Source organism: Micromonospora sp. NPDC005367, assembly GCF_040606825.1.
Lineage (GTDB): Bacteria > Actinomycetota > Actinomycetes > Mycobacteriales > Micromonosporaceae > Micromonospora.
The window spans coordinates 217,734-244,097 of record NZ_JBEXFP010000004.1 but is presented as its reverse complement, the minus strand read 5'-3'; the positions used below and the strand labels follow the sequence as shown (position 1 = coordinate 244,097).

20 protein-coding genes are annotated in these 26,364 nt (G+C 69.8%); 15 read left to right on the top strand and 5 right to left on the bottom strand.

What is annotated here, in order from left to right:
* Positions 1–521 precede the first annotated feature (521 nt).
* Positions 522–1,637, bottom strand: coding sequence for a hypothetical protein (locus ABZS42_RS05005; RefSeq protein ID WP_355142637.1), 1,116 nt, complete (start codon positions 1,635–1,637; stop codon positions 522–524).
* 345 nt (positions 1,638–1,982) lie between these two features.
* On the opposite strand from ABZS42_RS05005, the gene ABZS42_RS05000 reads away from it, so the two are divergent.
* The 3 genes from ABZS42_RS05000 (at position 1,983) to ABZS42_RS04990 (ending at position 5,442) form a co-directional block, all read left to right on the top strand.
* Positions 1,983–3,449 (top strand): multicopper oxidase domain-containing protein, encoded by a 1,467-nt coding sequence (locus ABZS42_RS05000; protein WP_355142636.1) that lies wholly within the window; start codon positions 1,983–1,985, stop codon positions 3,447–3,449.
* A 72-nt stretch (positions 3,450–3,521) separates the two neighbouring features.
* A complete protein-coding gene (locus ABZS42_RS04995) occupies positions 3,522–4,361 on the top strand; it encodes a 2-amino-3,7-dideoxy-D-threo-hept-6-ulosonate synthase (RefSeq protein WP_355142635.1) in 840 nt (279 codons plus the stop codon).
* Positions 4,333–5,442, top strand: a complete 1,110-nt coding sequence (locus tag ABZS42_RS04990) for a 3-dehydroquinate synthase II (protein ID WP_355142634.1) — start codon at positions 4,333–4,335, stop codon at positions 5,440–5,442. The genes ABZS42_RS04995 and ABZS42_RS04990 overlap by 29 nt, the downstream gene beginning before the upstream one ends.
* A gap of 607 nt (positions 5,443–6,049) precedes the next feature.
* Here ABZS42_RS04990 and ABZS42_RS04985 read toward each other — a convergent pair.
* Positions 6,050–7,018, bottom strand: a complete 969-nt coding sequence (locus tag ABZS42_RS04985) for a helix-turn-helix domain-containing protein (protein ID WP_355142633.1) — start codon at positions 7,016–7,018, stop codon at positions 6,050–6,052.
* A 141-nt stretch (positions 7,019–7,159) separates the two neighbouring features.
* Here ABZS42_RS04985 and ABZS42_RS04980 point away from each other — a divergent pair, with 141 nt between their 5' ends.
* From ABZS42_RS04980 to ABZS42_RS04960, 5 genes are all read left to right on the top strand, one after another.
* Positions 7,160–10,849 carry a S8 family serine peptidase gene (locus ABZS42_RS04980; RefSeq protein WP_355142632.1) on the top strand — a complete coding sequence of 1,230 codons (3,690 nt, stop codon included), beginning with the start codon at positions 7,160–7,162 and terminating at the stop codon, positions 10,847–10,849.
* A 69-nt stretch (positions 10,850–10,918) separates the two neighbouring features.
* Positions 10,919–11,758, top strand: a complete 840-nt coding sequence (locus ABZS42_RS04975) for a hypothetical protein (RefSeq protein ID WP_355142631.1) — start codon at positions 10,919–10,921, stop codon at positions 11,756–11,758.
* Between the two features lie 463 nt (positions 11,759–12,221).
* Positions 12,222–13,397 carry a M14 family zinc carboxypeptidase gene (locus ABZS42_RS04970; RefSeq protein WP_355142630.1) on the top strand — a complete coding sequence of 392 codons (1,176 nt, stop codon included), beginning with the start codon at positions 12,222–12,224 and terminating at the stop codon, positions 13,395–13,397.
* A 40-nt stretch (positions 13,398–13,437) separates the two neighbouring features.
* The gene (locus ABZS42_RS04965; RefSeq protein ID WP_355142629.1) at positions 13,438–15,261 is read left to right on the top strand and encodes a CocE/NonD family hydrolase; all 1,824 of its coding nucleotides are present in this window, start codon (positions 13,438–13,440) and stop codon (positions 15,259–15,261) included.
* Between the two features lie 279 nt (positions 15,262–15,540).
* Entirely contained in the window at positions 15,541–15,702 is a 162-nt protein-coding gene (locus tag ABZS42_RS04960) for a transposase (protein WP_355142628.1), read from the top strand.
* A gap of 309 nt (positions 15,703–16,011) precedes the next feature.
* Here ABZS42_RS04960 and eccCb read toward each other — a convergent pair whose 3' ends face one another.
* A complete protein-coding gene (gene eccCb, locus ABZS42_RS04955; protein WP_355142627.1) occupies positions 16,012–20,349 on the bottom strand; it encodes a type VII secretion protein EccCb in 4,338 nt (1,445 codons plus the stop codon).
* A 2-nt stretch (positions 20,350–20,351) separates the two neighbouring features.
* Complete coding sequence (locus tag ABZS42_RS04950) at positions 20,352–20,825, bottom strand: hypothetical protein (protein ID WP_355142626.1); 474 nt, start codon at positions 20,823–20,825, stop codon at positions 20,352–20,354.
* Between the two features lie 354 nt (positions 20,826–21,179).
* Here ABZS42_RS04950 and ABZS42_RS04945 point away from each other — a divergent pair, with 354 nt between their 5' ends.
* The 7 genes from ABZS42_RS04945 (at position 21,180) to ABZS42_RS04915 (ending at position 24,155) form a co-directional block, all read left to right on the top strand.
* Entirely contained in the window at positions 21,180–21,650 is a 471-nt protein-coding gene (locus tag ABZS42_RS04945) for a Scr1 family TA system antitoxin-like transcriptional regulator (RefSeq protein WP_355142625.1), read from the top strand.
* 57 nt (positions 21,651–21,707) lie between these two features.
* Positions 21,708–22,106 (top strand): YbaB/EbfC family nucleoid-associated protein, encoded by a 399-nt coding sequence (locus ABZS42_RS04940; protein WP_355142624.1) that lies wholly within the window; start codon positions 21,708–21,710, stop codon positions 22,104–22,106.
* Complete coding sequence (locus ABZS42_RS04935) at positions 22,093–22,413, top strand: type VII secretion target (protein WP_355142623.1); 321 nt, start codon at positions 22,093–22,095, stop codon at positions 22,411–22,413. The genes ABZS42_RS04940 and ABZS42_RS04935 overlap by 14 nt, the downstream gene beginning before the upstream one ends.
* Positions 22,410–22,781 carry a hypothetical protein gene (locus ABZS42_RS04930; RefSeq protein ID WP_355142622.1) on the top strand — a complete coding sequence of 124 codons (372 nt, stop codon included), beginning with the start codon at positions 22,410–22,412 and terminating at the stop codon, positions 22,779–22,781. Before ABZS42_RS04935 ends, ABZS42_RS04930 begins: the two co-directional genes overlap by 4 nt.
* Before the next feature lie 84 nt (positions 22,782–22,865).
* The gene (locus tag ABZS42_RS04925; RefSeq protein WP_355142621.1) at positions 22,866–23,567 is read left to right on the top strand and encodes a DUF6883 domain-containing protein; all 702 of its coding nucleotides are present in this window, start codon (positions 22,866–22,868) and stop codon (positions 23,565–23,567) included.
* Between the two features lie 3 nt (positions 23,568–23,570).
* Positions 23,571–23,765 carry a DUF4926 domain-containing protein gene (locus tag ABZS42_RS04920; RefSeq protein WP_355142620.1) on the top strand — a complete coding sequence of 65 codons (195 nt, stop codon included), beginning with the start codon at positions 23,571–23,573 and terminating at the stop codon, positions 23,763–23,765.
* A 57-nt stretch (positions 23,766–23,822) separates the two neighbouring features.
* Complete coding sequence (locus ABZS42_RS04915; RefSeq protein WP_355142619.1) at positions 23,823–24,155, top strand: hypothetical protein; 333 nt, start codon at positions 23,823–23,825, stop codon at positions 24,153–24,155.
* 11 nt (positions 24,156–24,166) lie between these two features.
* On the opposite strand, the gene ABZS42_RS04910 is transcribed toward ABZS42_RS04915, so the two are convergent.
* Positions 24,167–26,314 carry a UvrD-helicase domain-containing protein gene (locus ABZS42_RS04910; RefSeq protein ID WP_355142618.1) on the bottom strand — a complete coding sequence of 716 codons (2,148 nt, stop codon included), beginning with the start codon at positions 26,312–26,314 and terminating at the stop codon, positions 24,167–24,169.
* Between the last annotated feature and the right edge of the window lie 50 nt (positions 26,315–26,364).

The window sequence follows — 26,364 nt, the reverse complement described above, 5'->3', positions numbered from 1 at the left end:
GCCGCACTCGTTTGCGGCTGCGGCTGCGGCTGCGGCACCCTGGCCGATGCAGAGGCGCGGCACGGCGTGGACGCAGGCGCCCGGTCAGCGGGGCAGGGACGTGCTCACGCAGCTGGATCGCTCACGGTGGACCGCACCCGACGGTGACCCTCCCCGGTCTGCCTCGGGGCCGTACAGCCGCCTGGCATCCGGAGCTCCTGGACGGTGGCAGGGTGAGGCCCTTCCGGGTCTGCGTGCGGGTCGCGCTAACCGATGGGCGACGGTGACCGGCCCGACCGGCATGGCTACGCGGCGCGCAGGGCCGGCACGGCGGCGGGCAGGGCCGGCACGGCGGCGAGACCGTCCTGGCGCTGCGTCGTCCGGCACGGCGGTGCGTCGTCCGGCACGGCGGTGCGTCGTCCGGCACGGCCGTGCGGAAAGTCCGGCACGGCCGTGCGGAGTGCGGCACAGGCGACTGCGCCCGACCCTCGGCCGAGGCCGTGGATCGGGCGCAGTGGATAGGACGCTGCGGACGCCGGGCGTCAGTGGGCGAAGGCGGTGAGGTTCCAGCGCTGGCTGCGCAGTCGTTCCTGCCAGGGCTCTCCCAGCACGTCGTCGACGGTCTCCGCGATCGCGTGGCACATGTAGTAGCGCTGTAGCGGGGACACGGTCAACAGCGGCAGCTGCTGGTAGAACAGGTTCGTCAGCAAGCTGTACGAGGCGAAGAACGGCGACGGGGACTCGGTCACGCCCGACTCCCCCACCGCCCGGTGGAAGTCGCTGTCCGGTTCACCGGCGAGGCGCCGCCGCGGCCCCCCGTCCGGGCCCACCGAGTCGACCAGGTCCGGGGTCAGCACCCCGTTCGCAGCCGCGTTGTCGAGTGCGCCGGCGCAGTAGCCGAGCGAGGCCCGCCAGCCCGACGCGGCCGGTGACGCCGCGTCGGCGAGCCGGTCGGCGACCACCTGCCGGATCTGGTCGCCCTCCTTGGCGAGACGGTTGGCGAAGGTGGTCCGGACCTTGCCGGCCGGCTTCGCCCAGGCCAGGAATGCCTCCGCGTGCCAGCGCAACGACAGGGCCCCGTACGCGGTGCCGAGGGCGTGCGTGTCGGCGAGCGCGACGAACGCCTCGGCGAGGCGTACGGTCGCCCGTTCCGGGTGGGCGGACAGCTCGTCGACCAGGCGCATCAGCGGCCGGCCGAGCATGCTGCGCACCACATCCTTGAGCTGGTTGAACGCCGGCGCCGGCTCCTCCATGCCGGCGGCCCAGAGGAACTCCACCAGGCCGTGCGTCCGCAAGGCGCCGTACGGTTGTGGCAACCCCTCCAGCCGGCCGAACTCCTCCGCCTGAGCCAGGTACACCTCATCGGTGAGTGCGGTGGCGGGGTCCAGCGGCCCGGCGTCGAGCTGGGCCGCGATGGAGTGCCATGGCGGCGGCGGGCCGAAGGCGCGCCGGGCGATGATGTCCACGTGTGGGCCGTGCAACCAGCCCCGCCTGAGATAGACGATGCGTCCACTACCCTCGGCAAGGGCCCGCGCGACCGGTACGACGTGGTCGGCGAGCCATGGCAGGCTCACCGGCCCACGCGTGTACAGGCGCAGACCGGTCACGCCGGTGGTGTCCAGTTCCACGGTGTGCGGTGGCACGGCGTCAGCCAGCATCTCCATGACCTCCCATAGGCATCGGAAACCGTCCACTGGTGCCGGTTCGGATGAGCGGTTCCGCCGACTGCCGGCGGCCGTTCCGCCTCGGATCATCCGGGCCTAGAAGCATTGCGGGAAAGTGCTGGAAACGATCCGCTGACAAGTGTCATCCCACTTTGTGTGCGGCCGTGAAAAACGCACATGACGGAACGTCAGCGGGACGATGACAAGTGTCCCCGACCGACCCGCCGACACCTTACGTAAGGCCTTTTGCGCCTCATCATCAAGGCGTGGCGCAATGGCCCGGACCGGGCCGCCGGACGCACCGGAATTCGCACCACCGGGTTATTGGAAGGGACCACCGTGTCCACTCGTCGTCAGTTGCTGCGCCTCGGTGCGGCGTCGGGCATCCTCGGCGCGACCGGTGGCCTCGCCAGCCTCGCCGACCGGCTGGCCGACACGCCCGCCGCGGCGGCCACCGTCGCGCCGCCGGCCGCCGTCCCGGCGCCGTACACCGTTGCGCTCACGGTGCCTCAGACACTGCGGCCGGTCCGTCGGACGGCCACCACCGACTACTACTCGGTCACCATGCACCGCCGCCGGTTGGAGATCCTGCCCGGCACCCGCACCGAGGTCTACACCTACAACGGTGACCTGCCCGGCCCCACCATCCGGGCCCGCTCCGGTCGCCGCGTGGTGGTCCAGCAGCGCAACCGGCTCGACATGCCGACCGCGGTGCACCTGCACGGCGGGGCGACCACGCCGGGCGACGACGGTTCCGGCGGTGTGACGATCGCCCCCGGCGAGGAGCGCGTCTACGCCTACCCCAACCACCAGCCGCACGCCACGCTGTGGATGCACGACCACACCCACCACATGGAGGCCGAGCACCTCTATCGCGGACTGAGCAGCCTTTACCTGCTCACCGACGCCACCGAGGAGGCCCTGCCGCTGCCGCGCGGCTCCTTCGACGTCCCGCTGGTGCTACGCGACGCCCATTTCGACGCCGACGCGCAACTGGTCTGGACCATGGACGACGTCGAGAACCGGAACACCATCCTGGTCAACGGCCGGCCGACGCCCCGCTTCCAGGTGCAGGCGCGGCGGTACCGGCTGCGCCTGGTCAACTCCAGCAACATACGCATCTTCCTGCTGCGGCTCGCCGACAGCGGGACCTTCAACGTGATCGGCTCGGACGGCGGGCTGCTGGAAGCGCCGGTCGACACGTCGTACCTGCTGCTGTCCCCGGGGGAGCGGCTGGAGGTGGTGGTCGACTTCGCCCGCTACACACCGGGCAGCTCCGTCGTGCTGGAGAACCTCATGGGCCCGGGCCCGGGCCCGACGGACCAGGTCGGCCAGGTGATGCGCTTCGACGTCGTACCGGCAGCGGCGCGGGATCGCAGCGCGGTGCCGGCCCGGCTGCGCACGCTGCCGGCGCTGCCCACCCCGACGGTGCGGCGGCAGGTCGAATTGCGAATGGACGAACCGGGGACGGGCCACCGGGCGTACATCGACGGAAAGGTCTTCGACCCGGCCCGGATCGACACCACCATCGCGTGGGGCACCACCGAGGAATGGACGGTCACGAATGCGAACAGCACCATTCCCCACAACTTCCACATGCACCTGGTGCAGTTCCGGGTGCTCGATCGCGGGCCCAACCCGGCCGACCCCACCGAATCCGGCCTGAAGGATACCGTGACCATCTTTCCCGGCCAGTCGGTGCGCCTACAGGCGACCTTCAACACCTGGCGCGGTGTCTACCCCTACCACTGCCACATGGTCGACCACAGCGGGATGGGCATGATGGCCCAATTCAGAGTCGTCTGATCCTGACCTGCTCGAAAGAGACTCCCGGCCCACCGGACCGGGCCGCACACCTTCGGGACAGGAAGGATGGAAATGCCACTACACAGCCATTCGGCACGGTCGTTGCGACTACGCCGACTGCACCATCACAGCACCGCCGGTCTGGTCGTCGCGCCGGTCGACCACAGCATCGCCGACGGCCCGGTGGTGACGCCGAGCCAGCCCATCGACCGGCTCGTCGGCCAGCTCGCCGGCGGCGGAGTCGACGCAGTCGTGGTGCACAAGGGCAGCATGCGACACATCGGCCCGGACAGGTTCGCCGACATGTCGCTCATCGTGCACCTCAACGCGAGCACCAGCCAGGCTCCCGACCCCGACGCCAAGTACGTCGTCACGGCGGTGGAGGAGGCGATCCGCCTCGGTGCGGACGGGGTCAGCGTGCACGTCAACCTCGGCTCGCAGCAGGAGCACCAGCAGATCCAGGACCTGGCCCGGATCGCCGACTCGTGCGACCGGTGGAACCTGCCGCTGATGGCGATGATGTACCCGCGCGGGCCACGGATCGACGATCCCCGCGATCCGACCCTGCTCGCACACGCGGTCACCATCGCCGCCGACCTCGGCGCGGACCTGGTCAAGACGGTCTATCCCGGCTCGGTGGCGGGGATGCTCGACCTCACCAGCATCTGCCCGATCCCGGTCCTGGTGGCCGGCGGGCCGCGACGGGGCAGCGAGACCGAGCTGCTCCGCTTCGTCGCCGACGCGCTGGCCGGCGGGGCCGCCGGAGTGGCGATGGGTCGCAACCTCTTCCAGGCCCATGATCCGGAGCAGCTGGCGCGCAGGGTGGCGCGGCTGGTGCATCGCTACCCGATGGAACAGATCGACGACCTAGAGGGAGGACACCATGACGGGCAACAGACTGTGCTGGCTTGACATCCGGGCAGCCGGCAAGGCGACCGCAGCCATTCTCGAGGAGGCCGTACACCAGGGTCTGGACGCCGTGGTGGCGTCCGACCCGGCGGCCTTCGCGGGCCTGCCACCGACACTGGGCAAGGTTCTGCTGCTGCGCGGCGGTGAGTTGCCGGACCACCTCGGGGAGGCCGACACGGTGGTGCTGCCCGGCCCGAGCGCGCAGCGGGCCACGCAACAGGCGGCGCACCCCGGCGTGCGCTTCGGTCGGTACGTCGAGATCGTCGACGCGCCGACCCTCGCCGAGGCATGTACGGCGGCCCGCGAAGAGGAGATCGCGGTATTGGACTTCCGCGACCCCACCAAGATCCCGCTGGAGATCGTGCTCGCCGCAGCGGCCGAGTCCGAGGGAACGATCGTCACGGTGGCCCACGACGTGCCCGAGGCCGAGATTCTCTTCGGGGTGCTGGAGGTCGGCTCCGACGGGGTGCTGATGGCCGCCCGGTCGGTGGGGGACGCCACCGCGCTGCGCCGCGCGGCGATCGGCCAGCACGGCGAGATCCCACTGGTGGAGCTGGAGGTCACCCGGACGCGGCACGTGGGCATGGGCGAACGCGCCTGTGTGGACACGTGCACGTACCTCGGGCAGGACGAGGGGATCCTGGTGGGTTCCCACTCCAAGGGAATGGTGCTCTGCGTCAGCGAGACGCATCCCCTGCCGTACATGCCGACCCGGCCGTTCCGGGTGAACGCCGGCGCCATCCACTCGTACACCGTCGCGGCGGACGGGCGGACGCACTACCTGAGCGAGCTGGAGGCGGGCAGCAAAGTGCTCGCGGTGACCACCAAGGGCCAGACCCGGCTGGTCACGGTCGGCCGAGTCAAGATCGAGACCCGGCCATTGATCTCTATCGACGCGGTCGCGCCGAACGGGCAGACGGTCAACCTGATCCTTCAGGACGACTGGCACGTGCGGGTGCTCGGGCCCGACGCGGTGGTGCTCAACTCGACCGAGCTGCAGCCCGGGGACCGGATCCTGGGCCACCTTCCCACCGCCGATCGGCACGTCGGCTACCCCATTGAGGAGTTCTGCCGCGAACAGTGAGTGACGGTTCCGCGCAGAGACCCGCCCCGCAGGCGTTCACCGGCCTGCGGGGCGCGCCTCTGTGCGGCGATCCGGTGGGCTCCACCGCTACGGGCGGCGAGGCGTCCAGCCGCGCAACGTCGGCGCGGCCAGTAGGTGGTGCAGGGCGTTTATCGCGGTGCCACCGCAGGCCGACGACGTGACTCGACCCGGACGGCGTTGAACCCCGAGAGGTCTACGGAGTATCGCCTCATGTGCCGCCAGCGGCTCGTCGGTACCGGTTGGCGAGCATGTTCAGGTGAGCGACAAGCTCCGGCGGCTCGATGACTTGGTCCACTGAACCTGCAACCCCGCCCCGACCGGACCTGGCGCGCCCGCAGGACCAGCCGGCTTCCTCAAGACCCTGCGCCGCTACCGGCCCGACCACCTCTACATCGTTCCCGGGCCGCATGCCTCCCGATGACCGCAAGGTGCTGTGCGGGATCCTGTCCGAGTAGTCGTACCTGTCGCCGTGCTTCTCACGGGCTCGGGCGATGAACTCAGCGCCGGCGAGTCGTTCTGTCACGGGCCTACCGTAGCCACAACACCCCGACTCGCCCCGTCCGCCTGCGGGCGAGCGATATACGACTCAGAGCCAGCCGCGGCGTTCCGCCAGACTGCCGGCCTGGAACCGGCTCGACGCTCCGAGCTCGGTCATCAGGCGCTGAAGCCGGCGGTAGGTGGTCCGAGTGCTCCAGCCGTTCACGCGCGCGATGGCTGAGTCGGTCAACCCCGCCATCATCATCTTGCAAAGGGACCGGGTTTCCTCGTCCGGCCCTGGGACACCCCCGTCGAGCGGAGCGGCCTGGGCCCATTCCCCCTCGAACAGGGCTTCCAGGGCGGTGAGCAGCGGGGAGCGCCGCACGAGGTAGGCGACCTGTAGGCCGCTGCGGCTGAGGTCGAACGGGATGAGGGCGTCCTGGTCGTCGCGGATGATCAGCTTGATGGGCAGGGTCGGCCGGGTTCGGGCTTCTTCGCCGCCGCGTACGGCGGGCAGGATGTCGGTTTCCAGCTTCTGGGGCCAGGTGACCGCGTCCAGACTGTAGATCACGCGGTGCGTCACGCCGTCGTTCTGGTGGCGGGCGATCTGCGCCTGGGTGTTCCTGGCGGCACCTTCACCCCCGGGCGCCTCGTAGTAGGGCGGCGTGTCGAACACCCGGACCTGATGGTGCGCCTCGGATTCCAGGTGGGCGACGGCCGCGGCGATCGTCTCCCGGTCGGTCAACTGCTCGATCGCAAGCTCAGGGCTCATCCGGTGCGCGCTGCGGTGGATCTCCGACAGCGAGTGGACTTTGGCGCGCGCTGCGCTCAGCTCGCGTTCCCGCTGCTGCACGAGCTGGTTGATCGCGATGTCCGGGGGAGCGGCCAGGTACCGCGCCGGCCTGCCGCTGGGGGCCACCAGGTGCTTCGCGCAGAGCGCGGCGAGGGTCCGCTGCAAGGGGCCCGCCGGGGTTAACAGGTGGTCGGCGAGCGCCGCGACCGTCGACCCCGGCAGGGCGACCAGCGCTTCGTAGACCCGCTCCTCGTCAGCGGACAACCCCAGGACCGCGAGCTCCATTGTCGAGATTGTGCCAGGTGGCAGTGAGCAGCCACGAGGGAATCTTGTGGCGGGTGATGCCGGCTGGCACTGTTCGGCCGCAGTGGCGCTCTTCGACCTGCGCCGACGCGGAAAGGAACCCCGCTATTGAAAACCTCACGCATGCGTCGCGCCATCGCGACGGCCGCCTGCCTCGCGTTGTCGCTCAGCTCGATCATCGTTCCCGGCGAGGCGTCGGCCGCTCCCGGCGAAACATCGAAACGCGCGGCCCCGCAGACCCACACCATCACCCTGATCACCGGCGATGTCGTCACGGTGAACGCGACCGGTGACGCCGGTGACAGCGGGGGGACGATCTCGGTCGAGGGACCGGACGGCGAACCCGCCGACGCGAGGATCCTGGCCTCGGCGGGAGACGTGTACGTCTACCCGTACTCGGCGGTGTCCTACCTTGCCAAGGGGGTGCTCGACCGGCGGCTCTTCAACGTCACGGAACTGATCGCCGACGGCTACGACGACGCTCGCCGCGGCGACCTGCCCCTGATCGTCTCCTACACCGCCCAGTCGCCGGGGTTCCGCGCGAACACCGCCCCGCGGGGATCGGCGCTGGTCCGAACGCTCCCGAGCGTCGACGGCGCCGCCATCACCGCCAGCCACGCGCACGCGCGAGACTTCTGGGCCGCGGTGACGGCAGGAACGCCCGCGGCGGAAGTGGCCCGATCCGCAGCCCCGACGTTCGCGAACGGCATCAAGCAGATCTGGCTCGACGGCAAGGTCCACCCGGACCTGGCCGAATCGGTCGGGCAGATCGGCGCGCCGGAGGTCTGGGCCGGCGGTGACACCGGGCAGGGCGTCGACGTCGCGGTCCTCGACACGGGTGTGGACGAAGGCCACCCCGATCTGGCCGGACGCATCGTCGACACCCGCAGCTTCATCCCCGGCGAGGGCGTCGAGGACGTCCACGGCCACGGCACCCACGTCGCCTCCACCATCGCCGGTACGGGCGCCGCGTCCGGCGGCACGGAGAAGGGTGTCGCCCCCGGCGCTCGCCTGCACATCGGGAAGGTGCTGGCAAACTCCGGCTCCGGCACCGACTCCCAGGTCCTCGCCGGCATGGAGTGGGCGGCGGTGGAGGAGCAGGCCAAGATCATCAACATGAGCCTGGGTTCGCAGGAGCCCTCCGACGGCACGGATCCGTTGTCGCAGGCCGTGAACCGGCTCAGTGCGCAGACCGGCGCGCTGTTCGTGATCGCGGCGGGCAACACCTCCGGCCCCGGCACCGTCAGCTCGCCCGGTGCCGCCGACGCGGCCCTCACCGTGGGCGCGGTGGACAGCGGTGACCGCCTCGCCGAGTTCTCGAGCCAGGGTCCCCGAGTCGGCGACGGCGCGCTCAAGCCGGAGATCACCGCCCCCGGCGTCGACATCCTGGCGGCGCGGTCGCAGTACACCTCCGAAGGGGATGGCCCCTACCAGACGATGAGCGGCACGTCGATGTCCACGCCGCACGTGGTCGGTGCCGCCGCGCTACTCGCCTCGAAGCACCCCGAGCTCACCGGCGCCCAGTTGAAGGACCTGCTGACCAGCACCGCCAAGCAGACCCCCGACTACACCGCGTTCCAGGCCGGCAGCGGCCGCGTGGACGTCGCAGCCGCCGCCCGCGCCGGGATCTTCGCTTCGGCCACCGCGTCCGCCGGGCAGAACGCGGCCGACCCCGTCAGCCGCCCGGTGACTTACACCAACCTCGGCGCCACGCCGGTGACACTCGCCCTGTCGATCGCGGCGCCCGTCGTGCCCGAGGGGATGTTCCGGCTCTCGACCGACCGGGTCACCGTGCCCGCGCACGGCAGCGCCTCGGTCACCGTGACCATCGATCCGCACGCCGCATCCGGCGGTTCCAACGGTTTCAGCGCCCAGATCCTGGCCACCGGACCGGACGGCGGGCTCGCCGCGCACACGGCGGTCTCGCTCGGCGCGCTGGCGCACCGGATGACCATCAGCGTCAAGGACGCCGCGGGCGTACCCGCGTCCGCCTTCGTCATCGTGCTCCGGGCGGGCGATCCGACCCCGATTCCGGTCCCGGTCGATGGCACCGTCAGCTTCTACACTCCGGAAGACCAGTACTCGGCGCTCGGTTATCTGACCGTGCCCGGCGTCCACGGTTCGAATTCACAGGGGCTGGCGCTGCTCGGCGATCCCGACTTCACGTTTGACGGGGACCGCACGATCACGCTGGACGCCCGCCACCTCCGGCTGGTCGATGAGACCACCCCGCAGCCGGGAGTCCCCAGCTACCTGCGGCTCGAGTACTCGCGGATGCTCCACGAGGACGGCCGCTGGCACGACTTCGGTCTCGCTGGCGCGGGCTTCGACAGCCTGTGGATCCAGCCACAGGGCAAGGTGACGCACGGCGACTTCGTCCTCGGTGCGAGGTGGCGCAAGGAGCAGCCGGCGCTGACGGTGTCCGTGCGGGGGACCGAATACACCGATGTCCTCCGGCAGGCGGGCGTCACTCCGCTGCCCGAAGGAACCCGCACCCTGCCGCTCGTCTTCGCGGGTGCCGGGGCGCCGGCGGACTACGCGGGCCTCGGCGCGCGGGGCAAGGCTGTGGTCATCCGGCGCGCCACGTCGGCGACCCCGGCCGCGCTCGCCGAGGCGGCGGCGGACGCCGGCGCCGAGCTGTTGCTGGTGGCCAACGACCGTCCCGGGCGGCAGCGCCTGTACTTCGGGACGGACGCGCTCGACGTCGGGCTCCTCAGCCCCGACGAGGGCGCGAGGCTGATCGCCCAGGCCCAGCGGCCCGGCGCGATGCTGCGCACGGAGTCACACCCGACTCCGGCCTACCTCTACGACCTCATGCACACCTGGCACAACGAGGTGCCGAAGGACATGGTCGTGCGCGCGTCGGGCAGGAACCTCGCGCGCATCGACGAGACGTTCGCAGGCGCCGTCCCCAGTGGAGCCGGTCAGGAATGGCGGTACGATTTCCCGGCGTACTCGGAGTGGGGGATTGGGAACTACGTTGCCATGGCCGCCAGCGGCCGCCGCACGGACTGGGTCACTACCGACGGCGCGAACCGGTGGGGCCACGAGGTCTACGACGGCCTCCTAAGCCAGTGGGGCGTCAGCCGGACGTACGAAGCCGGCACCGTGTCGAGCGACGACTGGTTCACGCCCATCCAGCGGCCCTACCTCAACAACAACTACCTCGGGCCGACGCGTACGGACGACCAGATGCGGATCGACGTGCCGGGGTACGGCAACGCCGACCACGTCGGCGCGATCTCGGACCGGCAGCACGCGAGTCAGACCGTGACCCTCTACCAGGGTGACACCCAGCTGGGCACGTCCGACAACGGACTCATCATCTATCCCACGGCCCCCAGCGCCGGACCGCTGCCGTACCGCCTGGTCGTCGTGAACCAGCGCGACACGTCCGTCAGCCCCTACTCGTCCTCGACCATGACAGAGTGGAGGTTCACCTCCGCCGCCCCGAAGGTCACCGGCCAACGGGACCTGCTCCCGTTGCTGCAGATCCGCTACGACGTCGACCCGAACGCCTCCGGGTCCGTGCGCCGCGACGCGACATTCGGCGTGACCGTCGAACAACGCGCTCCCGTATCGGTCGGCCTGACCCCGGTATCAGTCGGTGGCGGTGGCACTCCTCGCTCGCCCCGCGTGGAGGTCTCCTACGACGACGGCACCACCTGGTCCCGTCTCTCCGACGGCCGCCAGGGCGCCTACCGGCTGGACGCACCGAAAAAGGCGCAGTTCGCCTCGCTGCGCGTAACCGCCACCGACTCCGCCGGCAACTCCGTCACCCAGACAATCCTCCGCGCCCTCGGACTCCACTAACCTATTTGTCCCTTTGCTGACGTCCCGGATTCACTGTGGGGTGTCCCTGGTCCCGAACAACACTTGGCGATGCGCCAAGATCATTGCGCGGATTGCCATGGGACACCCCACCATCCGTCGAGGGATGCGATCGCTGGTGGCACGCTCACCGCCACCATCACCGGCCTGGCCAGCCCGACCGGCCTCGCGATCACGCCCGATGGCAGCCGGGTCTACGCGGCGCTCTCCGGCTCCAACGAGATCGCCGAGATCGACGCCGCCACCCTCGCCGTCACCCGGCGGATCGACCTGTCCGCGTACCCGTCCCCTACCAACCTGTCGCTGGACGGCGACCGGCTCTGGGTGGGCTACGGCGTGAAGGGCAGCTGCGTCGGCGGCGTCCTCAGCCTCGACCTGTCCGCCGCGGCATCCGCGCCGGTCCAGGTCGCCGACCGGATGTACGGCGCGCCGCTGGTCGCGGGAGCCGGCACCACGGTCGCCACCGGCGCGTCCGGCCTCAGCCCCAGCAACCTGCGGGTGCACGACGTGAGCACGACACCGGCCACGCTACGCGGCATCATCAACGGCTCCGCCAACGGTTTGTGGGACCTGAACGACCTCACCATCACGCCGGACGGCGCTCACGCGATCACCGTCTTCCCCGGCTCTGGCCTGGACGTGTGGGACACCACCACACTGGCCAAGGTCCGCACCTACGGTTCCCGGTCGGAGTACCCGGGCGCCCCGCGGTCCGTCGCCCGCAGCGCGGACGGCGCGCACACCTCGCCGCCACCTTCGGCGGCGTCGCCGCGGAAGGTGCCCGGCTGGCGGCTGCGGATGATCACACTGCTGTTGACCACCACGTCCACCACCGCGTCCAGCGTGCGCCGCTCCTGGTACGGCCGGCTCTCAGCGTCCCGGGCCAGGTAGTCGAGCACCTCGGCGCGCTCGAAACCCCCGGACGGGGACACCGTGGACGGGTCGTGCCCGAGGCCTTCGACGAGGGCGATCAGAGTGTCCCGCTCGGTTTCCTGCTCGGTGGCGTCCAGCAGCCGCTCGGCCGGGTAGGCGTCCAGCAGCGCCAACGTCGCCACGGTCTCGCCGCGACGCCGCCCGGTCCGGCTGAGGACCCTTTCGAGCAGGTCACGGTCGTACCGGGCCGCCGACACACGTCTCGACGGATGTCCTAAACGGGCGCTCGAAATCCCTGCACGTGTTCGGTGCCCCTCCGACACCCGGCCAAATACATTGATAAACGAAGATCACAACACCGGCGAGGAAGCTGGTGGCGGTCGCAGCCGCAGGGAGCCCAGCCGGTCATAGACCACGGAGAAGAGGACCGAAATTGGTGGCTACATTACCTGGCATACGTCGAGTGTTCGGAGCCGGCGTCTTGGCCGCACTGGTGTTCACGTCGGTCGCGGTGGTCGAGTCACCGTCGCCGGTCAGAGCGGAACCGTCGCAGTGCAATGAGTTCCCGGAAGGCCAGGGAAGCGAAACGGTCGAGGGGTATTACCAGCCTGCGGAAATCGAGCGCGTGGTCCAAGAGCTTGAGCAAACCGGCCAGGGTGTGACCACCGACGTTATTGGGACGTCGAACCAGGGACGACCGATCTACTCGGTCCGAGTAGGCTCCGGCGACAAGGTCGTCTTCCTGCAGGCCGGAATCCATGCGAACGAGCCAACGGGAACGATCGCACTCGTCAACGTGCTCAAGAGCTTGAGCGACAGCTCGCGTCGATCGCAGCAGATCCGTGAGGCCGTGACCATTGTCGCCGTCCCTCAGCTGAACCCGGACGGGGCTGTCCCGTACCAGCGGGAGAACCACCAGACCTGGGACGATACCGTCGTGATGTTCCCGCAGCTGGCAGGCGCGCCGTCGGCGTTCTACCATTCGCTTCCCGGACCCCGGTTCTGGTCCGATCCGCGGGTACCCGGCTTCGACCTGAACCGCGACTTCAACCCAGACTTCGACTATGCGCCGCAGGCGGGGCATCTTCCCGGCAGCGGCTCGGTGCGCGGCATGTACCTCACCCCCGAGGCGCGGGCTTCGCGCGACCTGTACACAGAGCTGGAGCAGGAGTTCGGCCTCGTAGACGTGTTCGTGGACCTGCACAATCAGGCGCCCTGCAACACGTTCGATGACGGCGACGCGCATACCCCCGACCTGCACACGCCGATGTCGATCTCGGCGCAGTTCCTCCGTGATCCCAGCTCACACGGCGCTGGGACCGTGTATCCGAACTTCGGCTGGGACGCGTCACGCCGCGCGAACGTCGCCGCCTGGGAGGGCGTCCAGCGCGGAGGCTCGACGTTTTCCGGCGCGACCCGTTACCCGCAGAACCTCGACCTGGCCGGCTCGGCCAACGCCTCCTACCAGCTGCGCGGCAGCGCAAGCGTGCTGATGGAGGCCGGCCGTCAGCGCCACGCCAACCCGCAGTGGCGGCACGGATTCATCGCGAAGGTCCACGAACTGGCGATGATGGGAATCATCGACTCCCTCGTCGACAACACCTTCAACGACATCAACCCTGACCGCTACGAGGAGATTCCGGTCCGCAACGGCTGATCGGCGGGACGCGACCATCACGGACGACGAGGAGACATCGATGCAAAGACGGACGACGGCGGCGGCGCTCGGCGTGCTGCTGACCGCGAGCGTCTTCACGGGAGGGATCGCAGCGGCGGCCGCCCCCGCGACGGCGGCGGAGGCCCCGCCGGAGTGGATCACCCACGAGGAGAACGACCGGGTCCCGGAGGGCTCGGTCTGGACGGAGCACTACTTCCCGTCGACGGACGGAGTCGAGCTGCACGCCGACGTGCTGCGGCCCGAGGGACTGCCGGCGGGCGCGAAGACGCCCGTCATCCTCGCCATCGGGCCCTACTTCGGCCACGCGGGGCAGACCGGGCCTGAGGGCTTCACCCACACCGGGCCGTCGGCACGCTTCAACGATTTCCTCGAGGGCACGGACCTCTTCGACGAGGGCTACACGTACGTCATGGTCGACCTGCGCGGGTTCGGCGGGTCCACCGGATGCCTCGACAACAAAGGCCCGGGCGAGCAGAACGACGTCCGCGCGGCCATCGAGTGGTCGGCCTCGCAGCCGTGGTCGAACGGCAACGTCGGCATCTACGGCAAGTCGTACGACGGCGCCACCGGTCTGATGGGCAACAACCTCAAGATGCCGCAGCTCAAGGCGGTCGTGGCGCAAGAGTCGATCTGGAGCGGGTACAACTACCTGTTCTCCAACGGGGTGCCGCGCCCGAACGCCACCGGCACGCCGAACTCCTACAACAACATCGCCACGATGGACCCGCTGGCCGACGACACCTCGCGCTACCAGGCCAACGCCCGGTACGAGGAGTTGCACCCCGAGTGCCTCAGCGAGAACATCGCGGACAACTACGAGCCGGACCCGAACGCCCCCTTCTGGCAGGCGCGCGACATGGCAGCCAAGGCCAAGGGCACGACGACTCCGCTGTTCGTCACGGCGGGCTTCATTGAGAACAACACCAAGCCCGAGGGGATGGAGGAGTTCCTCAAGAACCACGTCGGCCCCGAGCGCGGCTGGCTGGGCCAGTGGGACCACGTGCGCGGCAACGACCGCGTATCCGACGGACGCCTGGCGATGGGCCGCGAGGGCTGGTTCGACGAGGTGATGAGCTTCTACGACCAGTACCTCAAGGGCGAGGAGCCGACGACGACGTACCCCACTTACTCGATCGAGGACAACCTCGGCGAGTGGCGGGCCGAGCCGACCTGGCCGACCCCCGACCGCCGCATCACCGTGGCGCTCGGCAACGGCACCTACGTCGACGACGGCGGCGCCGCGGGCGTGCCGTACGCGTCGTCGCCGTCCACGCTCGCCTTCCCGAAGAGCTACGGGCAGTGGGACATGGAGAGCGCCCCGAGACTCGAGGGACTCGGGGCGACGCGCAAGGCGGCCTCGCCGTCGGCGTCGTCCGACGCGGCCTCCGCGGCGCCGGCGTCGAGCTACCTCGTGTGGTCCGACGTCGTGCGGCAGGAGACGCGGCTGACCGCCACGCCACGCATCGAACTCACGGCTGGTGCGGCGGGCAACGTCATGGTCAAGGTGTGGGACGTCGCGCCCGACGGCACGGCGGTGATGTTCGACGAGAACGTGTCGCTGGTCAAGAAGGGCCGGGTCGGGTTCGACCTCAAGTCGACCGACTGGACGCTGCAGACTGGGCATCGGCTCGCGGTCGAGATCGGCTCGATCACGACCGGAAGCTGGCGGGACACGCCGTCGGGCGCCACGATCAGGGTGACCGGCGCAATCCTGCGGCTGTCGACGAAAAGCACCACGAACGACGTGCCGACCGCGGGGGAACGCTCGCCGTTCCTCGACAGCTACATCCAGGCGTACACGCGCACCCTCCCGGAGCCGGGCACGCCAAAATTCCGACTCTGAGCAGCAGTTCAGGACCAGCGCACGCCGCGGCGTGCGCTGGTCCTGACACCCCCGGATATCCTCTCATCAGCCTCAGGAGAGGCTGCCGCGTTAAGGTGGCCGGAGCCCGTGCCACCTGGTGTCCGGCTCATAGTGGTCGAGCACGTCCATGAGCATCGGATCTGCCGGTCGCCGATCCCAGTGCCGGCGCATTGCGGCAGGCCCGGCGACGACTCGGCCCGTCGCCGTTACGGGCCTTGTTCGACCTGCTGCGCCCGCGGCCGCCGGTATGCGACCTTGTTGCTCGACGCGGTCACCCATCGCCGCATTGACGTGCTGCCCGACCGCCAGGCCGCCACCCTGGCCGCCTGGCTGCGCGAGCACCCCGAAGTCGCGGTGGTCTGCCGCGATGGATCCGCAGCCTACGCCGAGGCGATCCGCGCTGGCCCCCTCAGGCGGTGAAGGTCAGCGACCGGTGGCATCTGTGGCACAACCTGGCCAAGGCGGTCGAGAAGATCGTGGTCGCGCACGGTGGCTGCTGACACCAGAGCCGATCACACTGGGACCGGCCGCTGGATGAACGTACCCGCCGACGGCACGCCGCCGTGCACGCCCTGTTCGACCAAGGCGTCGGTCTGCTGGAATGTGCCCGCCGGCTGGGCTGGGCGCTAAACACCGAACAAACCCTCTCACCGGTTACCCTCCACCAGATCGCGGCATGCCCCGTGTCCACATCCCGGGGAACCTCACCCGAGTGGAATTGCGGCGGCGTCAGGGCTCCGACCATGCGGTCTGTATCAGCCGGGCACCATCACGCCGGCATACCAGCGTCCCGCGGCCGGCCGGCATCCGCTGCGGCCGCAGCCCGCCGAAGAGCTGGCCCTCATCCCGGTCACCTGACATCAGCAGGCCGGGTGAGTCCAGCTCCCGCAGGCGTTTCAGCACGGGCTCGTAGAGTGCCCGGCTCACCCCACCCATCCGGCGTGCGATGATCAGGTGCAGCCCGATGTCCCGAGCCACCGGCAGCAGCTCGTGCAGCACGGCGAGCGGGTTGTTCCCGCCGGAGGCGACCAGGTCGTAGTCGTCCACCAGGATGTAGAGGTCCGGCCCGTGCCACCAGCTCCGGTCACGCAGCTGGGCCGGCGTCACGTCCGGGCCCGGCAGTCGGCGCTGTAGGGCCTCGGAGGCCGCGCTGAGCCCCTGGCTGAGCGCCTGGTTGGAGGGGACGTAGTCGAGCAGGTGGTCGCCCTCCACAGCCCCCAGCAGACCCCTGCGGTAGTCGGCGATGACCAGTCGGGCCTGCAGCGGGGTGTAGCGCTCGACGATGCCCCGGGCGATCAGCCGCAGCAGGTTCGTCTTGCCGCATTCGGCGTCGCCGAAGATGACCAGATGCGGGTCACCGTTCAGCTCGAGGTAGACGGGAGCGAGAGCCGCCTCGTCGACGCCGATGGGCAGCCCGCTGACGGCCGGGTCACTGCGCTCGTTGAGCTCGGCCACCGACAACTGGCGCGGCAGCAGCCGCACCGGCGGGGCCGGCGATCCAGGCCACGCGGCGGCCACCTGGTGGGCGAGTTCGCCCGTCGCCCCATTGAGGTCCTCGGCGGTGTCCCCACCGTCGATGCGGGCCAGGGCGGTCAGGAAGTGCAGCTTGTCGCGGGTGAGACCGTGACCGGGCGAGCCGACCGGGACGCTCTGCGCGGCCCGCCGGTCGATCTCCGACTCCGCGGGGTCGCCAAGCCGCAGCTCCAGCTTGGTGCCGAGCAGGTCGCGCATGTTGATGCGGATCTCCGCCCACCGCACGGCCGTCACAATCACGTGTACGCCGAAGCCCAACCCCCGGGCCGCCAGGTCCCTGATGCTCTGCTCCAGCTCCTCGTAGTCCTGGCGCAGGGTGTTCCAACCGTCGACCACCAGGAACACGTCACCGAACGGGTCGTCGGCGAACTCCCCGACCGCCCGTCGCCGGCGGTAGGTCGCCATCGAGTCGATGCCGTGCTCGCTGAACCGCGCCTCTCGCGCCGCGAGGACCGCGAGCGCCTCGGCGACGGTACGGCGCACCGCCTCGGTTTCCCGCCGACCGGCGACACCGGACACGTGCGGTAGCTGCCCCAGACCGCCCATCGCACCGCCGCTGAGGTCGAGACAGAGGAACTGCACCTCCCGAGGCGTGTGGGTCAGCGCCAGCGCGGCGACGAGGGCGTGCAGCAGAGTGCTCTTGCCCGACCGCGGCGCGCCGACAACGGCGACGTTGCCGTCGGCTCCCGACAGGTCGAGTCGCAGGGGAGCCTGTCGCTGCTCGTGCGGTATGTCGACCACACCGACCGGCGCGGTCAGCGCAGCCGCGGCGGGCACGTTCAGTCCCCGCCGCGGGTGCCGGGCCAACGGCGGCAGGAGCTGGTCGAGGCTGGGCGCAACGGCCAGCGGCGGCAACCAGACCTGGCGCGCCGCCGGCCGGCCACCGCGCAGCCGGTCCAACACCAGGTCGAGGACGCTGAGGCCGGCCAACTCGGGTGGCACCCCCGCGTCCTCCGTCCCGGTCAGGACCGGCGCGCCGGAGACGTAGGTCGCCCGGAAGCGGCGCGTCGATGCGCCGTCCTTCAGCAGGCCGTGTCCCGGGGCGTTCGGCAACTCGGCCGCGTCCGGCACGCCCAGCACCATCCGACTCTCGGCGGCGGAGAAGGTACGCAGACAGATCCGGTACGACAGGTGGCTTTCCAACCCGCGCAGCGTGCCCTCCTCCAACCGCTGAGCGGAGAGGAGGAGGTGCACGCCGAGGGATCGGCCCAGCCGGCCGATCGCCACCAGCAGGTCGATGACCTCCGTCCGGGCGGCGAGCAGTTCGGTGAACCCGTCGCAGATCACCAGCAGACTCGGCAGGGGATCCAGCGCGGCCCCGGCCAGACGCGCCGCCGCGTACGCCGAGCGGCTCGGGTAGTTCCCAGCCGCGCGTAGCAGCTCCTGGCGGCGGGTCAGCTCGCTGAACAGCGAGACCTCGATGCGGTCGACCAGCGAGAGTTCACCCTCGATATTGGTGATCACCGCGCTGGTGTGGGGTAAAGCATCCAGAGTGGCGAAGGTGCTGCCGCCTTTAAAGTCGAGCATGATGAAGTTGAGATCAGCGGACGAGTGGCGGGCCGCCAACATCGCCACGATCGTGCGGAGCAGTTCGCTCTTGCCGGACCCGGTCGCCCCCAACAGCAGCCCGTGCGGACCCATCCCGCCCTGGGCCGATTCCTTGAAGTCGAGGCGCACCGGTTCGCCGGTCTCGTCGACTCCGATGGGTATCCGCAGGTACTCCTCGCCGGTGGGCGTCGGATGGCCGGTGAAGGTCAGCAGCGCCGTGGGGTCCGGCAGGTTGAGCAGGGTCAGGACCTCACCCTGTAGTGCCTCGCCGGCCGTCCGGAGGCTTTCCGGCCCCGTATTCGCCTGTAGCGTCCCCCACGCCTCGGCGATCAACGACACCAATCTGTCGGCTTCCTCCGGGGTGGAGGGTTCCGCCTCAGCATTGCGGTCGACCTCCCCGAGAGCCGGTTCGGGCAGGGCGATGCGGAAGGTACGCCGACCGTGGATGGCCCAGCCGGGCAGGTTCAGCGGAAGGCGAGCCGCCTGGTCCGGATTGACCAGCGACTCGTGTGGTTGGGACAACCGGGTCTCGATCCGGGTCTGCGGCAGCTCTCGCAATTCCTCGGGGATGCTCCGCCAGTTCCGGTCGAGAATCACCACGTGGAACCCGTAACCGAGGCCCTTGTTCGCGAGATCGACCACCCGGGGGGCGAAGTTCTCCAGCAGGGTCGCGAAGTCCTGCCAGCGGTCCACGATCAGGAAGACGTCGGGGCAGGGCACGGCGTCCAGCTCACCCCGTCGGGCGCGCAGACTGGCCGGCGACTCCAGAGAGTGCCGGCGAAACAGTTGCTTGCGGTCGAGGACGTCACGTTCCATGCGATCGAGCAGATCGCTGACCTCGCTCAGCTGGTCGTCGCCGAGGACCGTGCGAACGTGTGGCAGGCGCTGCATCGGCCCCAACCAGTTCCCGCCCGATTCCAGACAGTGGATCGCCACCTCGTTGTCGGAGTGGGTGAGCGCCAGTCCGGCGATGATGGTGCGCAGCAGGGTCGTCTTGCCGGTGCCGGCGCGGCCGACGACGAGCAGATGACCCTCGGCGGATGCCAGGTCCAGCCAGACCGGCTCGCCGGCGGGCTGGTCGATGCGGTGCGCCTGGCCGACCGGCACCTTCAGCAGCCCACGCCGGCGCCAGTCGGTAGCGCAGAGCGGCACGTCGCCCGCCGACTCCAACTTGCCCAGCAGGTCGCCGAGGCGCGGATCGCGTTGGTCCCGTCGCAGGCGCTGACGGTGCTGTCCCTCGCGGGACAAGGCGATGTGTATCTCGTCGCTCGCGCTGCCGAACTGACACGGCGTCTGCGCCGACCGTTTCGGCAACTCCAGGTGCACGTACCGCCACAGGTCGTCCGGGGTGATCCGGCCCTGACCGGTGATGTCCGCCGCACCGGTGCTGAGGCCCTGGATGACCGTCCCGGTGAACGCCGACCGAGAGCCAGGCTCGGTACCGGTGGCCGGCCGGCCGTCGTCGGCCCGTTCCACCGAATTGGTCGCCGTGATGACGTAGCGGCCGTACCCGGTCCGCAGCTCGCCGTCGAGGGCGAGGTCGTCATCCGCCGCCTTCAAGCCCAGGCCCTCGAACGCCCCGCTGTAACAGCAGTCGAGCAAAAGTACCGAGCTGGCGGCATCGGACTCGTCGAGCAACTCACGGATGAACGACGCGGAGATCGCTGTAGAGGAGAGGTGATCCACCTCGGTGTTGGCGACCGCCAGGTGCAGCCGCCCCCGCTTGCTGCTGCGCACGCCGTGGCCGGAGAAGTAGAGCAGCACCATGTCCTCCGGGCCGGCGGCCCGCAGCATCGACTCGATCTCCCGCTCGATGGCGCTCTTCGACTCGTTCTCCAACAACCTGAACTGGTCGAATGCGCCGACGTCCGGGTCGGCCAGCAAGCTGAGCAGGTCCCGGGCCTCCTCGCGGGGGGCGTAGAGATCCGCCAACGAATCGTCGATGTACCGGTCGTTGGCGACCAGTAGAGCCCGTCGCAGTCCCATGCTCAGCTACCGGAAATCCCCCTGAGCGAATTCTGCGCGGCGGGCGGCGCGACGTCCGCCGCCGAATCCTGGGCGGCGGGTGGCGCGATGCCAACCGCCGGCTCAACAGAACCCGGCGCCAGGAGACGACCCAACTCGTCGACGAGCCGCTGGTCCACCCGCGTCGCCCCAGTGATCACCAGCTCGTTGCCGCCGCTGCGCACGGTGATGGAGCGGGCCTTGACCCGGTCCGCGTAGGCGATCGCGATCTGGGCTATGGCCCGCATCGTGGCCGCCGAGAACACACCGCCGACGATGAGCATGCCTAGCTCCCACGCCTGCTGCGATTTGCCGTGTCCGACGGCGGGCGACTGAGCGTGCGCGACCTGCAAGCCCCGCACTGATCGCAGGTCATCCGCGAGCCCAGCGGCCAGCGCGTCGACCCGATCGGCGGGGAGCCCGATGGACGGCTCGATCAGCAGGGAGAGTTCGGACACGGGGGCACCTCCGGCAGTACGAGTGCCTATATTCAACACCACTACTCGACCCCTGCCGTGCCTCGTACTCGTCGGGCGACAGTCGGCCGAGGTCCTCCTGGATGCGTCCGCGGCCGCAGGACACATCAATGCGGATTGAAGTCGCGTTCTCCGCCATGCCCCAGGGTGCGCCACGAGTTGCAACAAACCGGCTCTGGACATTGTCGCCTGACATGTTGCAGGCAAAGATCAAGACGTTCGCTTCAACCTGACGCCGCCTCACGCCGATTGGACCGAGGTCGAAGACGGCACTCTCCTCTCGAATAGGGCCGGCAGAAGCTCGGGCGCATCGACTCCGGTCTCGGGACGGTCCGGATGCTCGACGTCACGGCGATGTGCGAGCTGTACGGCGTCCCGACTGAGCTCACCGAGGCCATGAAGGGCCCCGCCAGAGGCGCCAAGTCGAAGGGCTGGTGGCACGCGGAGGCCGTGTCGAACTTGATCGAGCCGTACGTGAGTTTGGAATCCGCCGCTTCTCACTCACGCCAGCAGGAGGAGGCACTGATTCCCGGTCTCTTGCAGACTCGCGAGTGGGCCTGCGGCCTTGCCAGACTCGATCGGCCCTCGGCACGGGAGGAGGATCGAGAGCGAGCAGTCGAGGTACCTCTGCAGCGGCAGAGTCTGTTGACCTTTGTCGGCCGAAGCCGCCGATCTGCCCAACGTTTCGGACCGAGTGTTCCCGTTCGACGCCGGCCCGCATTCCGGTGCTGTCGCCGGCTCCTTCGTCATCCTGGAGCACTGCTGGCGGCCCACCCGGGCCGACCAGCACGGAGCGTCGCTGACTGATACCGTCACCGTGACCATGATGGCCGTAAGTGCGTAGTGTCCCTGGGGAGGGTCGGCATGTGGGCGGACGAGGCTGCGCTCGACGCGGTGGCGCAAAGACTCGATCGCTGGGAGACGTCCTTCGCTGACCGGGCGCAGCGTGCGCGGTCGCTGACGTCGCAAATCAAAGCGCTGACCGGCACTGCGCGCAGCCCAGACCGGACGGTTGAGACCACCCTGGACTCGACCGGGAAGCTGGTCGAGCTGCGCCTCGACGAGCGGATCCGCCAGCGCCCCGCCGCGCACATCGCCGAGCTGATCGTCACGGCCGCCAGGTCGGCGTACGCCGACCTGCTTCGGCAGGTCACCGAGGTGACCCGGGAAACCCTGGGCGACGACCCGGCAGGGGCAGCCATCGTCGAGTCCTACCAGCGACGTGTGCGGCCCGAGGCCGGTGGCGCCGGTGCCGCCCGGTGACGGCATCCACGTCCGGCCCGAGGACCTGACCGCCCACGCCGGCCGCCTCGACCGCACCGCCGACCGCCTCGACACCGCCCGAGCCGCCGGCCAGCACGTCCGGCTCGACGCCGACGCCTACGGACAGCTCTGCGTACTCATGCCGATGCTGCTGGACGGCCTGCAACGTACCCTCGTGGGCGGCATCGGCGCGGCAGCCGATTCGGTCCGGGACAGCGCCCAGCGGCTGCGCCTCGGCGCGGACCGCTACCTGGCCACCGACGCCCACGCCGAACGGCTGCTCGGCCAGGTGCGGCGTCAGCGGTGACCAACCCGCTGGTGGCCGCCGCGGCGGACACCTCCCCCAGCGCATGGGCGGGCGTGTGGATCCTGGAGGACATCGAGCTCATCCACCAGGGCGTGCGCGACGGCAGCTGGATCGACGGCACCCTCGGCGTGGTGAGCGCGAGCCTCGACGCCCTCGCGTTCGTCTCCGACCCGGTCGGCGCCCTCCTGCAGTACGGCGTCGCCTGGCTTATCGAACACGTCAAGCCGCTCAGCGAAGCCCTCGACTGGCTCGCCGGTGACCCGGCCCAGATCACCGCCCACGCCCAGACCTGGCGCAACACCGCCGCGTCGCTCCGCGAGACCGCCATCGACCTGGCCCGCGACGTCCGCGCCGACGTCACCGGGTGAGGCGGCGCCGCCGGGCCCGCCTACTGCGCATGGGCGGGCGAACAGCAGCAGGCAATCACCGGACTGGCCGCGGGCGCCGACGCGATGGCCATCATCACCGAGGCGACGGCTGGCCTCGTCGCCGCCGTCCGGCTCCTCGTCCGCGACGCCATCGCCACCTGCGTGTCACGCCTCATCGTGTACGCCGCCGAACTCGTCGCCACGGCCGGGCTCGCCACACCCCTGGTCGCCGAGCAGGTCACGACGCTGGTGGCCTCCTGGGCCGCTCGGATCGCCAAGCTCCTGCGCGGATTGATCAACAGCCTCCGGCGGGTCATTCCAGCCGCCCGCCGGCTCGCCGAGCTGATCGACAAGCTCAAGCAAACCCTGGGCCGACTTCAGCGGCAGTCGCCCAGACCGCAGAGGCCCGAGGAGCCCGCGCCAGCGAGGATTCCAGGTGATCCCAATCGGCCGGACTTCAGCAATGCGGAAATCGATGCACGAAAGATCACCGCGTATGCGATGAATCCGGATCACCCAGTCGGCAAGAACAAGTATCGAGTAATCAACTCCGCCACCGGCCTCGGCCTGGAAGATGCCGACCTGATCATGCGGCAGATCCGCGAGGGCGTGCTCACCGGCACCCCCATGCCCGGTAGGGTCGACGAGTTCGGCCAGAGGTGGTCCGTGGACCTCCCACTCACTGGGCCGGCCGGAACGATTACGGTCCGCACGGCTTGGATCCTGGAGAGCGGGGCGTCCGATCCTCGCATGGTGACCATCTCGTTCCCACCGAAGGAAGGTTGACACGTGGAGTTGTACGACGTGGTCAAGCTCAGGGAGGCCCTTCCGAGCGAGCGACTGGCCGCCGGGGCGGTCGGAGCCGTCGTTCACGTCTTCGGTGGCCCTCCAACGGCGTACGAGGTCGAGTTCGCCGACGCGGACGGTCGTACCGTCGCCATGGTCACCCTGACCGCCGAACAGATACAGCAGCACAGGAGGTAGAACAGGTCTGCTGCACCTACATTGCCCGCACCGGATCGCGATCACTACCCTCTCCCCATGCCTGAGATCTTTCAGATGGACCGCGTCGATCGGATCGCCGACATCCTCTACGGCGTTGCCGTCGCGGAGGGCCTAATCGGCTACGGTCCTCTCGGAAGGCGCGTCGGACTCCAAGCGAACTTCTTGAGCCAACCTCTTGCCCAGGTCTCAGAGCGTGCCGCTGAACGAGATGAGCCGATTTGGAGCGCACTCGTGGTCGGCAAGGACACCGGCCGGCCACACGAAGGCTTCTACGCCCTCGCCCGTCGTCTACGTCCCGAGTACGAGAACCTCGATGACGAGGTGCTGTGGAATAAGGAGCGCGAACGCTGCTACGCCGCCGCGCGTTGACCGCGCCTGCGTCATCGCGCGGCGGCGAACGTCAGGAACTGGCTGGGCTGCCCGCTCCATGACACGTGCAGCGCCTCCCGCGCCCGTGTACTAGCCACGAACAGCAGGCACCGCTCCCGAAGCAGGTCGCTCTCGTGCTGCATCGGATCCACTTCGGCCGGCGTGACCTCCTTCGCGAACGGCACTGACCGCGCCGTGACACCGACCACCGCCACGCACCGGAACTCCAGCCCCTTCATCGCGTGCATGGTGGCGAGCCGCACCCCGTCGACGTCCGCGCCAGGCTGATCCCGCACCCGCACAGAAGGAATCCCTGCGGCAGCCAACTCGTCCTGCACGTTGCCCAACGTGATGTTGAACCTGGCGCACACCGCGATCTCGCTGGGCGCCACGCCCTGCTTCAGCCACTCCCCCACCCGCTCGACGAGTGCCGCGATCTCGGCCTGGCTCGTCGGGTACCCGGCAGCGTGGGGCCGCTTGCCGTGCAGCAGCGACCGGTACCCGGCAAGGCTGTCGTCGCCATCGCCGCCGAGGTCCTCGACCCGCGACCCGACGAGCACGCCGGTCGACCACGTGAGGATTTCCTCGGTGCTGCGGTAGTTGACCCGCAGGCGACTGCTGCGTCCGCTGACGGAGATGCCGAGCGCGTTCAGCGAGACGCGGGAGTCGTAGATCCGCTGGTGCGGGTCGCCGGTGATGAAAAGGTCGTCCGGGCCGGGCGCCACCGCCGCCCGCAGCACCCGCCACTGCGCGGGATGCAGGTCCTGCGCCTCGTCGACCACGACGTGGTCGTACCCGTGGTCGGCGAGGTCAGCGCCGTCGAGCAGCTGCGCCGCCCGCGCACAGATCTGCAGGTGGGTGGCGGTGCCGGCGGCGGACAGCTCCTTCTGGAACATGTTCACGGCGTCCCACACCCGGTCGCGCTGCCGCGGACCGAGCGCCGACCCTCTCCCCCGCCGGCTGGCCGCGCGGTACTCCTCCAGGCTCTGCACGTTGTGGGCGAGGATGACGTGCCGGAACTCCTGGGCGAGGAACTGCTCGGGCCACGGCAGGTTCAGTCGCCGGCACACCCGCCGCCAGACCTGCCGCTCGTCCACATCGCCGATGGGGTTCGGCACCCGCCCGGCGAGGGCCCGCACTGTGCGGTGCGCGAACGCGTTCACCGTGGTCACTTCCACCCGTGCCAGCTGCTCCTCGTCGTCGAGGAGCAGCGCCAGGTTCTCCCGCAGGATCGCGGCCAGGGCATTGGTGTACGTGGTGAGCAGCACCCGGCTGTCGGGCGTACGGGAGAGCAGGTGCTTGACCCGGTGCAGCGCCACCACCGTCTTGCCCGTGCCCGGCCCACCGGTCACCTGGACCGGCCCGTTGTAGGAGACCCGGTAGGCGACCCGCCGCTGCGACGGGTGCAGGAACACCCGCCAGGCGGCGAACGGCTTGTCGAGGATCTCGGCGAGTTCGTCCGGCCGGGTAACCAGGGTGATGCGGTTGGCGGTGTTGGCGATCGCGACCGCCAGGCTCTCGCTGGGCTCCGGCGTCGCGTCCGCCGGCCGGCGCTCGGCCACCACGTCGCGGTAGACCTCATCCGGCGTGAAGCCCTCGGCGAGGTACTGCAGCACCTCGAACTGGTCCTCGGGCAGCAGCGTGCCGAACGCGTCCAGCTGCCGTTTGTCGATGATCGTGCGTACCGCCCGCAGCACCTGGTCGTCGATGCCGAGGTGACGCAGCACCGTGTCGGAGTGACGGGCGAAGAGCAGGCTCGGGGCCTCCGCGGCGGCTTTCTCTAGCGCCGGGGTGAGCTGCTCGATGGCGACGACGTTGCGGACCTCCAGCGCCCGGGTCGCCGTGTTCACCGTGTAGAGGCGCTTCGCGGCCCAGGTGTACGCGTCGTCGTGCGGCACGACGTTGAGCAGCAGGAACGTGTCGCTGCCGTCGTCGGGTGCCAGCACCACCCCGCGCCAGAAGTCGGTGACCCGGATGGTCCGCATCCGCGGGTCCCGGGCGTTGTTCACCGACTCCAGGTGCAGGCCCTTGTCGGCGTGCAGCTCGGCGATGCTGAGTTGCTGGAACTTCTCCATCGCCTTGCGTACGCCGGCCTTCACCGGCTTCTCCAGGACGTCGTAGCTCTGCCAAAAGCTGTTGGCGAAGGCGAGCTGCGGCACGGCGCGACCTCCTGTGATTGAACGAGGCGGTGGGTGCGACCCTATCGGGC

Coding starts and splice junctions, on each gene's coding strand:
- ABZS42_RS05005 (WP_355142637.1), bottom strand. CDS start 1,637: ATGCTGGCTGACGCCGTGCCACCGCACACCGTGGAACTGGACACCACC.
- ABZS42_RS04995 (WP_355142635.1), top strand. CDS start 3,522: ATGCCACTACACAGCCATTCGGCACGGTCGTTGCGACTACGCCGACTG.
- ABZS42_RS04990 (WP_355142634.1), top strand. CDS start 4,333: ATGACGGGCAACAGACTGTGCTGGCTTGACATCCGGGCAGCCGGCAAG.
- ABZS42_RS04985 (WP_355142633.1), bottom strand. CDS start 7,018: ATGGAGCTCGCGGTCCTGGGGTTGTCCGCTGACGAGGAGCGGGTCTAC.
- ABZS42_RS04980 (WP_355142632.1), top strand. CDS start 7,160: ATGCGTCGCGCCATCGCGACGGCCGCCTGCCTCGCGTTGTCGCTCAGC.
- ABZS42_RS04975 (WP_355142631.1), top strand. CDS start 10,919: ATGCGCCAAGATCATTGCGCGGATTGCCATGGGACACCCCACCATCCG.
- ABZS42_RS04965 (WP_355142629.1), top strand. CDS start 13,438: ATGCAAAGACGGACGACGGCGGCGGCGCTCGGCGTGCTGCTGACCGCG.
- eccCb (WP_355142627.1), bottom strand. CDS start 20,349: ATGGGACTGCGACGGGCTCTACTGGTCGCCAACGACCGGTACATCGAC.
- ABZS42_RS04945 (WP_355142625.1), top strand. CDS start 21,180: ATGCTCGACGTCACGGCGATGTGCGAGCTGTACGGCGTCCCGACTGAG.
- ABZS42_RS04940 (WP_355142624.1), top strand. CDS start 21,708: ATGTGGGCGGACGAGGCTGCGCTCGACGCGGTGGCGCAAAGACTCGAT.
- ABZS42_RS04925 (WP_355142621.1), top strand. CDS start 22,866: ATGGCCATCATCACCGAGGCGACGGCTGGCCTCGTCGCCGCCGTCCGG.
- ABZS42_RS04915 (WP_355142619.1), top strand. CDS start 23,823: ATGCCTGAGATCTTTCAGATGGACCGCGTCGATCGGATCGCCGACATC.